Raw genomic sequence first — 10,928 nt, forward strand, 5'->3', positions numbered from 1 at the left:
AACTATCTCTGACATTTTCCCGGTCGAGAATGGGCCCACAAATGCTCGTCGGAGACCGGGAAAATGTCAGAGCGTGTATCTGCCACTGACGGTCTCAGGATTTGCTTGAGGCCATAACAAATATCAAGCAAATCCAGCGGATGCGTCACACGCCCCGCTGATTTTTGTCGTTAACTATGTTAAAGGGATATTTGAGGGACGCATCTCTGCCCGGTTGCAGTTGGGGTCATTATTGATGCTGACCTTGCGGAAGCTTATGGCGTCACGACAAAAGCCCTGAGCCAAGCCGTTCAACGAAATTCGGATCGGTTCCCGTTCGACTTTATGTCCCGCCTCACCAAGGCAGAAAAGGGGAAATGGTAACAAACTGTGACCACCTCCAGAGGCTGAAGTTCTCTCCCGTGAATCCACTGGTTTTCACAGAGCATGGAACAATCATGGCTGCAAGCGTTCTGGACTCACCGAGAGCCACTGATTTGCACTGAACGCCAAACTACCAGTATCAGTGGAAAAGTGTTGAGACCCGTTGACCATTATCCATCACCCATCGCCCATACAAATCTCCGGATAATTCGTAAAAACGCCATCCACGCCCAGTTTCTTCATTTGTCGAACCTCATCCGCCCGATTGACCGTATAGACAAACACCCTCATTCCCAAGCGATGGGCCTCCATTACGAATGCCTCGTCAACCCTTTTTTGGCTGATATGAATCGAGTAAGCGCCCATGCGTTCGGCCGCCCGGACTTCGTCCCCGCACATCTTTTCCAACAGCACACCGATGAGGATTTTAGAATCACACCGCTTAACCTCTGCAAGAAGCGCATGGTGAAAAGAGGAAACGATCAGATGGTCATAATCGAACCGTTTTTGCGATACATAGGAACCGACCAATGCAGCGACAGGAGCAGCTGTGTCCGCCCCCTTAAGCTCGATGTTGACCCCCGCTTTACCGGCGGCAATATCGAGTACTTCCTTTAAAAAAGGGATTTTTTCGCCGTTGCCCGCATTCAAAGCGCGAAGGTATGAAATTTTCTGCTGCGTTACATCGCCGACCCCGTCGGTCGTGCGTTCCAGTCGGCTGTCATGAATCACCACCAGTTCATTATCCGCCAGAAAAACATCCACCTCTATCCAGCACGCCCCCATGTCAAGCGCCTTTTGAATCGCTGACAACGTGTTTTCCGGCGCATGGCCGCTGGCGCCCCGATGGGCAAAGCAAATAAAGTCGCTCATCGATTTTCCGTTCTTTTCATTTCCGTACAAAAGCGGAAATAGCGCTCTTTCAGCGGTGCATTGGCCAGCGGTGCAAACCACCTGCCCCGCCCGGACTTTGGCCAGCGTTTGGGGCGGCCGAATACCAACCATGCCGTTCCCCGGACCGTTGCTTCGGTTTCAGCCGGACGGTAAACAGGTTTGCCGGATAGGTCCGCCAAGCGGCGGCACAATCCATCCAGACGGGCCAGTCCGCCGGTGACCACCAACTGTTTAATATCACAGCCGGCCGCCGCCATCGCATCCAGATTGCTTTGAATGAGAAACAAAATACTCTCCGCCACCGCCACTGCCCGCTGCCAAGTCTCGCCATCGCCGATCAAACGGGACGCCATGTCCGCCCGCCACCAGGGCGAACCGATGCCACCCACCGCATTCAGGAAAACAGGCAACCGCGTTTCTCTGGAAAGCCAATCCGGCAGGTTTTCGCTTAAATTTCGTATTCCCCATTTCTTTTGAGCCCAATCAAGGGCCGCGCCTGCACCGTTGACCGTCCCTTCGAGCACATATTCGGCTCGACCCTCTTCACTGGCAACCAATCCACTCAGCAACCGTTGACGATAAACCGGTTTTTCACCGGTGGGCGCTAAAAGGAAGGCGCCCGTGCCGATATTTATCAGCACCTTATGGACGTTCATTCGGCCCATGCTAAAATAAGCGGCCCCCTGGTCGCCGCTGACGACACGCAACGGAATATCGGCGGCTGTCAACTTACCATAATACCCGCAAACCGGCATGCAGGTGGGCAGATTCCCTTTGGGCAATTGAAACAAAGTGATGAGTTCATCGTCCCAATTGCGCGTTTGAATATTCCAGAGCTGCGTTCTTTGCGCATTGGCGTGATCCACGAGATAGGGCCTGTTTTTCACTAAATGAAATATCAGAAAGCCGGCCAGCGGACCCCAGACCAGCCGCCCCGTCATATGAGCGGTTTTTATCGCCGGAACGTTGTCCAGCAACCATCTTAATTTACCGGCCCCATAATGCGGGGACAGCGGCAAGCCCGAAAGCTGCTGAATTCGGGAGGCATCCTTCCGGAATTGATTCAGCCACCGGCCGACCCGACAATCCTGCCAGCTGATCACCGGCGATAACGGGTTTCCCGTTTCGCGATCCCAGGCCACCACGCTTGAGCGTTGCGTGGCAAGCCCGGCCGCATCAATTTCAAGGCGCCCGGCCGCGGATTCTTTTAAAACACGGGCCACGGTCCGATGCACCGATGAGAGAATCTCTTCCGCATCCTGCTCCACGCGGGTATCACTAAGGCGAAACAGGGAGACATCCGCAAACGCCGAATGCCGAATCTGTCCGTCCGCAGCCATCACCATCGCGCGCGTGGCATGCGTGCCTTGATCGATTATCAGCGCGGCGGGCCCGCCCATTCTTCACCCCCATTTAACCCCAATTGATGGAAGCCTCGGATCAATGAGATGAAACCAGCCGATGCGTTTCAGGCGGTTAATATTTGAACCACGCGGCGGGTTGTTTGTTGCCCGCCGGGCAGCAAGCGCGTCTGCTTGACGATTTGAAGCCGGTTTTCCGCATACAACCGAATGCATTCCGGATAGAGTTTCCACTCCTCTTTCAACCCTTTTTCTTTAACCCTATCGAGGGTGTCCTCCGGCTCGATCGAAAAAGAGCGCTGGCCGATGATGGGTCCGGAGTCCTCGCCGTAGTCAATAAAATGAACCGTGCACCCGCCCACTTTACACCCATAATGATAGGTGTCGCCATATCCGTCCACCCCGGGAAAGGAGGGAAGCAGCGCCGGATGAATATTCATAATTCGCGGCAATTTTCCGTCTCCATTCACACGATCGATAAAGTACGGGGTCAGGTTTCGCATAAAACCGGCCAGTACCAGCAGGTCAAAGGGGTGCTCGTCCATGGCCCTGAGAAGCTGGGCCTCTGCAATGGCGCGCGTGGCTAAAAATAACTCGACGGTCTCCCGCGGCGTATTCGGCGGAAAAAGAGACTGCTTGGACATTACTTCGGCCATGCTGAAGTCCGCCTGAAGCATGCCTGAATCCGGAAAGTTTTTGAACCCTCGAATTATGGCACCGTAATCGACGACAAAATTCGGAATGTGATGCTTTCGGCTTCTTTCAAGCCCCTTGGCGTTTGGATTATCGGACCCGACAAACACCATCTCGCCATCGATTCGTCCCGATTCGCACGCATCGATAATCGCTTGAAGGTTGGTGCCGCCACCTGATATCAACGCGCCGATACGAATTTTCTTTGCCATCCGGTTTCCCCTTTTTCTATTTGGTCCGAGCGAATCATCACGCTAACAAATTGGGCGACAAGGTGTCAATTCACTTGTATGGCCCGCTTTTTTCCAAGTATGCCGCGTGTGTGTTGACAAGGCCCCTTTGCTTGGATAATACGAACGTGTCAATCCATCACGCGATTAGCGTCAGCCGATCCGGGCTGTTGGAATCAAGAGCCATTTTCAACACGTTCCAGTTCGGTCGAGGTCAAGGCGCGTGAAAATTTCAACCGGAGGAATACATTATGTATTTTGAGGATTGAAATTTGAGCGCAACGCAGAGATCGGCCGAAATGGGGCGTTTTGAAACTGGCTCTCATATGAAAGGGATAATGTTATGGAAGACCAAAACAGCATGGCCTACATTCAGCCGGAACGGGTCGGTCTGGATCACGCGTTTTCGTTTCGATGCCACAAGGGAGTATCGTGTTTTACCCAATGTTGCCGGGGAATCAGCATCATTTTGACCCCATACGACATTCTGCGCCTGAAAAACCGGCTGCAACTGCCGTCGGATGAGTTCCTGGCCATTTACACGGACATTCAATTGCTTGAAAAAACGGATTTGCCAGTCATCACCCTGAAGCTGCTGGATGATGAAAAAAAATCCTGCCCCTTTGTCCGGGATGATGGCTGCCTGATCTATGAAGACCGGCCGACGACGTGCCGGTATTACCCCTTGGGCGTTGCCGCCTTAAGCCATAAGGAAGGCGCCGATGACAAGGATTTTTTCTTTTTCATCAAAGAGCCACACTGCCGCGGATTTGAAGAAAGGACCTGTTGGACGGTTCGCGAATGGCGCCAGGATCAAGGCGTGGATATTCGGGATGAAATCAATGCGGACTGGACCGATCTATTGGTTCGAAAACGATCCTTTCCTGCCAATATCAAGCTGACCGATCAGAGCAAACAAATGTTTTTCCTGGCAAGTTATAACATCGATAAATTTAGGTCCTTTGTATTTGAAAGCTCTTTTCTCAAACGCTATAACATTCCATCGGATACCATCGAAAAAATAAAGGCCGACGAGGTGGCATTGCTCCAGTTTGCATTGAAATGGCTCAAATCCATCTTGTTTAAAACCGAAGATACGAGCGCAGCCACGCCTGCGGAAAATTAGAAAAAACGGCCGGATTCATTCCAATCCGGCCGTTTTTGTGATCCAATCTTGCCCCCAACCCCCCGTTCTCAACCATCCCGTATGGTTTCAGTAGGTTTCATAATACAATCCTTCCCGGAATTTGGGCGTATCGAGCCGCTCTTCCACGTTCACCTTAAAAAACGCAGCTACCGGCTCAAATAGTTCCGGCGCGGTTGCCAGCACTTTTCGGGCAGCCGCCAGAACAGTTTCCAGACCGTTTTGCGAGAGCTTGCCCAAAGGCGGCCTGCAAAAACCGGCGGGCAGACCAAGAATCGCCATCAGGGTTTTGATTGCCAGCGGGTTTTTGGCTTTACACACGACATGCCCCCAAGGGGTTGTTTCCATCGTTTTAACGGAAACCAACTGAAACAGCGGGTCCAGGGCGATGTTCAGGGCGCGGGCTTTTTCCACCTCTCCGCCTTGAAGATATCTTACCATGTCCGACACCGCGCGGGGAAAAAGGTTTGAAAACACGGAGATGACGCCGGCGGCCGAGATGGCCGCATCCGTCATCATTTCATACGTCAATCCGTCGTCTCCGGATAGAATGGAAAACGCCGGACCACAGCAAGCGCGCGTTCGCCGCATGTTTTCCAGGTTTCCGGTGGCATCCTTTACCGTCTGGACATTATCGAACTCCCGGGCCAGAAGCGCCAGATCTTCCGGCAACAGTTGCGTTCCGGAGCGGCCGGGAATGATATAAGGGATAACCTGGGTTCCCGGCACCGCTTTGGCGATTGGGGCCACATATTCTTTCCTGATTTCCTGGGAACTGGGGCCGTTATAATACGGATCCACCAGCAGGACCGCATCCACACCCACTTCCACGGCATGCCGGGTACCGGTCAGGGCTTCGGCCGTATTGTTGCTGCCCGTGCCGGCAATACACTGAATCCGCCCCTTGCTTGCTTTGGCGACCTGTTCGATCACCCGGATATGTTCCGCCCAATTGAGCGTGGGGCTTTCTCCCGTGGTCCCAACCGCCAGGATGCCTGAAATACCGTTTTCAATCTGATACGTAACCAGACGGGCGAGCCCGTTATAATCAACCCCATCGGCCTGAAATGGCGTAATGAGCGCCGTGTAACAGCCGTTTATCATGATTTCCCCCTCATTCTTATTTTCTCGCATGGTTCGAAATAGGCCGCGTGAGCGTCTACTAATGTATTAGAAAAACTAAGGGAAATAAAGCGGCTATGTCAATATAAAATACGGACCGGGATAAGGGCCGCATGAAGCGGATTGTTTTTCTCTTGAATATAGGACGTATTTTCATTAAAATTCGAACCTTTAATTAGTCTCATTTAAAATTGGAACCCATACGATTCATGAAGCCCTTCGCCTTTGTTCATTCCGCGGACCTTCACCTGGGCAGCCCGTTTAAAGGGGTAAGTGAACGAATCCCCCATAGCCTGGACGTGTTGCGTAACGCCACCTATGACGCCTTTAACGCCTTAATCCATCTGTGCCTGGAAAGCGAGGCCGCCTTTTTGCTGGTGGCCGGTGATGTGATTGACGATGCGGACCATGCGCTTCGTGCCCAATTGGCCTTTCGGGATGCCATGGTGCGTCTCAAGGAAAAGGAGATTAACGCTTTCGTGGTGCATGGCAACCATGATCCGGCACCGGCCTGGTCCACCCGCATTTTTTGGCCCGAGAACCTGCACCTGTTCCGGGCGGATACCGTCGAGCGCATTGTGGTCCGGGTGGACGGTGTACCGACGGCATCCATATCCGGGATCAGTTTTGCTCAGGGAAATGAGCAACGCCCGCTCATTGAAAAATTTCAGAGGGACCATTCGGATCTTTTCAAAATCGGCCTGCTACACACCAGTTGCGGCCATCATCCGGATCACACGGCTTACGCGCCGTGTACGGCGGGGCAGTTGCGCGAAACGGGTTTTGATTATTGGGCGCTGGGACATGTGCATGAACGAGCGATTCTTTCCCGCGCACCCTATATCGCCTATCCGGGAAATATTCAGGGCTTGAGCATTCGGGAGACCGGCGCACGCGGGTGCTATCTCGTGCGGGTGGACGAGAACCGCCGCATCGAGGTAACCTTTCACCCGCTGGATGTTGTGCGATGGCTTTTGATCCGCTTGGATCTTTCTCCGATAGAGACCCTCGACAATTTGGATCAGGCGCTTTTTCGGCAAATGGAGAGCGCCTTGACGGCGGCGGACGGCCGATCCGCTATTGTCCGAATCCTCCTTGAGGGCAGAAGCCAGCTTTATAGCGAACTTAGAAAAGAGGACACCGCAGCGGTTCTCCTTGAGCGCATCCGGGCTGCGGGAATTGCGAAAACTCCGGCCGTCTGGGTTCAGGATCTGCAGGTCAATTGCCTTCCGCCGATCGATCTCACCAGCCGAAGCAAGGTGGATGATTTTTTCGGACAAGTGCTTCGGGAAGCCAAAACGCTTCGACTCAGCACAAAGATCGCTTTAAATGCCGCACCGGGCGCTCCGCCCGAGACGCTGGCACCGGCCCTCAAAGACCTTTTTCATCACCATCGCCTGGCACGGTTGCTCGATCCGCTCTCCGGCGACGATTGCGAGCGTCTCATTAGCGAGGCCGAAAAGCTGTGCCTGGATCTTCTGGAGCCGGACACATGAAAATTCAGGGCCTTCATATCGACGGGTTCGGCGTTTTTCATGATGCGTCCATTTCCGATCTCAATTCCCGTCTGGTTCTGGTACAAGGTGACAACGAGGCCGGAAAATCAACGCTTTTGGGATTTATTCGCACGGTGTTGTTCGGGTTCCCTCGCGCCAATGCAAAAGATGAACTCTTTTACCCGCCCGTTGCGGGTGGCATGCATGGCGGCCGCCTCTCGCTTTTACTTCAAGGCGGGGAATCGGTCACGGTAAGCCGCGGCCCCGGCAAGCAGGGCGGCCTTGTGACCGTGGAGGGCGCTGACGGCCTGCGCGGCGGCGCGGAACTTCTCGGTCAACTTCTGGGCGGCGTCGGGTACGAGGTCTTTCGAAATATTTTTGCCTTCAGCCTTTCCGAACTTCAAACCCTGGATTCACTTCAAAAAGACGGGGTCCGGCACGCGGTTTACGGCGCCGGGTTCGGTACCGGCATGGCTACGCTTTCCCGCGCAAAAAAACAGGTCCAGGGCCGGCTGGAAAGCCTGTTTAGATCGGGCGGATCAAAGCCCCTGATCAATGCCGCGCTCACGGCCCTGAATAAGGTTCATCAAGCACTGCAGGATGCGGGCCGCCAGGTCGGCCGGTACGATGCCCTCTTGGCGGAAAAACAATCTCTTGAGCAACAGATCTCCCGCCTGGCGGAAACACTCGACGAGCACCGCGGACAAGCGCTTCGTTTCAACAGCTATTCCCGCCTGTGGCCCGAATGGCTGTCGCATCAGGAAAATGAGACGCAGCTTTCGACACTCACGCCCGTTGTAATCGGTTTTCCGGAAGACGGCCTGGCGCGGTATGAAAAGGAACTTTCGGCATGCCGCCAATATGAAGCGGAATTGGCCGCGCTGACGGACCGCGCAGCCCAATGCTCGGGCCAAATAGAATCGCTCGCCCTGAACCGGGCACTGGCGGATCAAGCCCCGAGCCTGCGCGCCCTCTTGCAGGAAAAAGCGGCTTATCTCGATAAACTAAAACGCCTTCCCCTGTTGACGCATGAAAAGGCGGTCCTAGAATCGAACCACAAAGACCGGCTGAACATGTTCGGCCGGGGCAAAACCGAATCGGAAATTCTCGCGATCGACCGATCGGTGTTGGTGCGCGAAGAGATTCGATCCTTTCAACACCGGTTTCTGACATTGGCCAACGCCGCTACGGCGGCCGACCACCTGTTCGCCGACCGCACGGAACACCATGCCTCCGTTCAACGTGCGACGCAAGACGCGGCCAACCGGCTCGCCGGCCTGGCGTCTCCCCAAGCAGCGCCCGACCCGGAAATGCTGCTGAAACTCAAACAGGGCCGGGATCGGTTTGCCGACGGCATTCAGGAGATAAGCGATCTTACGGCCCGGTTGGCACGCTCCCGCCAGGCGCTTGAGCAAGCGATCGGCGAGATCGATGCCACGTGGACCGAATCGGATTTGGACCGGTTCGATGCCTCCGTAGCCGCACGCCACCTTGTGGATGAATTTTCTCACGCAATGGCCTATGCGCAGGAAGCCGCCCGAATCGCGGACGCCGCCGGCCGGGAAAAGGCGATTCAGCTTGAGCGCGCGCGGGAAAAGTTGAACGAAGCCACCGCAGCAAGGCGTCCTGTTCCCTCTTTATCGCACGCCCTTTTATTGACAGCGCCGGGCATCCTCGCAGCCGCCGGCACTATCTGGTGGCATTGGCCGGAAATATCATCCCCGCCGGCGATAACGATCAGCACCCTGTGCATCGGATACTTGCTTTGCCTGTTGGTAATCCTTCGCAAACGCCATCATGTTCGAGCGCTTCAAACCCGAACCATCGAAACCTTTGACGAACAGGTCACGGAAGGTGAAACCGCCTTGCAAGCGGCGCAGCAGGCGGCATCCCTGGCAAATACCCGCTTATCAAATATCAGCGCGGACTGGAGGGCACATCTTGAAAAAATGGGCATTCGGGCAACGCTGCCGCCGACACTTGCCGCAAGCCTTTTTTTCAAGATCGAAGCGGCCAGACAACGGCAATCAACCTTAACGGAATTGGCGGATCGGTTCGCCCTTGTGCAGACTGCGCAGGCCGCTTATATCGCCACGGCCGGCATGCTGGCGCCTCTTTCGGCGGCAGCCAAGGGCCCGGCACCCGGCCTGTTACAGGCCGTGGATGGCTTTATCGCCCGACTGCCCGCGATGGAAGAAAAAAGGGCGGTCTTTTATCACGCACAGGAAGCGGCCGAACGTCACCAAGCGGCGCTGCAAAGCGCCCGGGCATCCCTTGACACCGCAAGGAACCAAAGGGACGCCGTATTTTCCGACATGGCCGCAACGACCCGTGCCTGGCAAAACTGGCTCGCCACTCATGGCCTGCCGGACACCTTATCTCCCGATACCGCCCTGGAAGCCCTGGATACATTATCGGAAATCGCTACCGATATCGGCCGGCGGAATCATCTGGCACTGGAGATTCAACAGCTTGAAGCGGATCTGACGGAGTATCGCCAAACAGCCGAGGCGCTCGTCACGCGTATCGGCTGCCCCGTTGCCGGGCAATCGGACCAGTGGCCGGCTCTCATCGAGGAACTCAGCGCAGAATTGGAAACAACGCTTGGAAACCAGCGCGAAAAAACCGTTCTTGAGGCGCAACTTGCCGCCATCGGCACCGAGCAAACCGCCGTGCGGAAAAAGCTTTCCATCGGCCAAGAAAACCTTCGCGAACTGCTGCATGAGGCCGGCACCAAAACGGAAGCGGATTACAGGCATCGAGCAGCCGCCTTTGCTGAGAGGCGGCGTCTGCTGAACGCCATTGCCGAAAATGAAAAAAATATGCGCCGAATCACCGGGGAAACGGACATCACCGCACTCAAGACCGCCCTGTCACGCCTCTGTCTTGCGGAGATCGAAGCCCTGGAACGAGCGCAGGCCGAAGCCGTTTCCGAGAGGATGCAGCAAATGGATACCCTCAGAAATAAGCGCGCGGCACTGGATCGGGAAATCGATGCGCTCTTGTCGGATGAGGATGTGGCAAAACTGCGGGCTGAAGAAGCGCGGCTTTTGGCGGATATTCAGGCCCATGCGTTTGACTGGTGCCGTTATGCGCTGGCCGGGCATCTGCTGGAGCGGGCTCAGGCCCGGTATGAAACGGAAAACCAGCCCCGGGTGCTTCAGGATGCCGCCTCTTTTTTCCAAAGTTTTACCCGCGGCCGGTATGTACGCCTGGTCGCGCCCATGGGCGAAGAAACCATTCAGGCCGTCACCGCAACGCATCGCAGCCTTCGCCCCGAGGCCTTAAGCCGTGGTACAGCCGAGCAGTTGTATCTGGCCATTCGATTCGGATTTATTCGTCACCGGGCCCGGCATAGCGAGCCGCTGCCCGTGATCATGGATGATATTCTCGTGAATTTCGACCCGGGCCGGGCGCAAGCGGCCGCCGAGGCCATTGCCGAATTGTCTCAAACGCATCAGGTTCTTTTTTTCACCTGCCACCCGGAAACCGTTGCGCAGTTTCAACGCACGGACACTCCGGTTCAACTCATTCGTCTGAATGCGCCAAATTCGGAAACACCTTGAGCCCTTCTTTTTTTTCAACGCAATTAGAGGAGAACAGCCCGCATCGATCCTTCGGAACG

General features: G+C 55.1%; 8 protein-coding genes. 4 read left to right on the forward strand and 4 right to left on the reverse strand.

The genetic code is table 11. The features are described 5' to 3' along the window. Window positions 1-231: 231 nt before the first annotated feature. A complete protein-coding gene (locus tag RBT11_02070; GenBank protein ID MDX9785534.1) occupies window positions 232-363 on the forward strand; it encodes an ORF6N domain-containing protein in 132 nt (43 codons plus the stop codon). Between the two features lie 177 nt (window positions 364-540). Here RBT11_02070 and RBT11_02075 read toward each other — a convergent pair whose 3' ends face one another. The 3 genes from RBT11_02075 to purN form a co-directional block, all read right to left on the reverse strand. Beyond that, window positions 541-1,236 carry a glycerophosphodiester phosphodiesterase family protein gene (locus RBT11_02075; GenBank protein MDX9785535.1) on the reverse strand — a complete coding sequence of 232 codons (696 nt, stop codon included), beginning with the start codon at window positions 1,234-1,236 and terminating at the stop codon, window positions 541-543. Next, window positions 1,233-2,657 (reverse strand): FGGY family carbohydrate kinase, encoded by a 1,425-nt coding sequence (locus tag RBT11_02080; GenBank protein ID MDX9785536.1) that lies wholly within the window; start codon window positions 2,655-2,657, stop codon window positions 1,233-1,235. Before RBT11_02080 ends, RBT11_02075 begins: the two co-directional genes overlap by 4 nt. 68 nt (window positions 2,658-2,725) lie before the next feature. Beyond that, complete coding sequence (gene purN / locus RBT11_02085) at window positions 2,726-3,523, reverse strand: phosphoribosylglycinamide formyltransferase (GenBank protein ID MDX9785537.1); 798 nt, start codon at window positions 3,521-3,523, stop codon at window positions 2,726-2,728. Between the two features lie 361 nt (window positions 3,524-3,884). Between purN and RBT11_02090 the strand changes: the two genes are divergently transcribed. Next, the gene (locus RBT11_02090) at window positions 3,885-4,667 is read left to right on the forward strand and encodes a YkgJ family cysteine cluster protein (GenBank protein MDX9785538.1); all 783 of its coding nucleotides are present in this window, start codon (window positions 3,885-3,887) and stop codon (window positions 4,665-4,667) included. Window positions 4,668-4,754: 87 nt separating this feature from the next. Here the strand turns inward: RBT11_02090 and dapA are convergent, their stop codons facing one another. Next, entirely contained in the window at window positions 4,755-5,789 is a 1,035-nt protein-coding gene (gene dapA / locus RBT11_02095; protein ID MDX9785539.1) for a 4-hydroxy-tetrahydrodipicolinate synthase, read from the reverse strand. A 227-nt stretch (window positions 5,790-6,016) separates the two neighbouring features. Between dapA and RBT11_02100 the strand changes: the two genes are divergently transcribed. Further along, window positions 6,017-7,303 (forward strand): DNA repair exonuclease, encoded by a 1,287-nt coding sequence (locus RBT11_02100; GenBank protein MDX9785540.1) that lies wholly within the window; start codon window positions 6,017-6,019, stop codon window positions 7,301-7,303. Further along, the gene (locus tag RBT11_02105; GenBank protein ID MDX9785541.1) at window positions 7,300-10,869 is read left to right on the forward strand and encodes an AAA family ATPase; all 3,570 of its coding nucleotides are present in this window, start codon (window positions 7,300-7,302) and stop codon (window positions 10,867-10,869) included. Before RBT11_02100 ends, RBT11_02105 begins: the two co-directional genes overlap by 4 nt. The last annotated feature ends 59 nt before the right edge of the window (window positions 10,870-10,928 follow it).

Source organism: Desulfobacterales bacterium (assembly GCA_034003325.1).
Classification (GTDB): domain Bacteria; phylum Desulfobacterota; class Desulfobacteria; order Desulfobacterales; family JAFDDL01; genus JAVEYW01.

Excerpts from the sequence above, each read along its gene's own strand:
- RBT11_02075 (MDX9785535.1), bottom strand. The coding sequence starts at position 1,236 with ATGAGCGACTTTATTTGCTTTGCCCATCGGGGCGCCAGCGGCCATGCG.
- RBT11_02080 (MDX9785536.1), bottom strand. The coding sequence starts at position 2,657 with ATGGGCGGGCCCGCCGCGCTGATAATCGATCAAGGCACGCATGCCACG.
- purN (MDX9785537.1), bottom strand. The coding sequence starts at position 3,523 with ATGGCAAAGAAAATTCGTATCGGCGCGTTGATATCAGGTGGCGGCACC.
- RBT11_02090 (MDX9785538.1), top strand. The coding sequence starts at position 3,885 with ATGGAAGACCAAAACAGCATGGCCTACATTCAGCCGGAACGGGTCGGT.
- dapA (MDX9785539.1), bottom strand. The coding sequence starts at position 5,789 with ATGATAAACGGCTGTTACACGGCGCTCATTACGCCATTTCAGGCCGAT.
- RBT11_02100 (MDX9785540.1), top strand. The coding sequence starts at position 6,017 with ATGAAGCCCTTCGCCTTTGTTCATTCCGCGGACCTTCACCTGGGCAGC.
- RBT11_02105 (MDX9785541.1), top strand. The coding sequence starts at position 7,300 with ATGAAAATTCAGGGCCTTCATATCGACGGGTTCGGCGTTTTTCATGAT.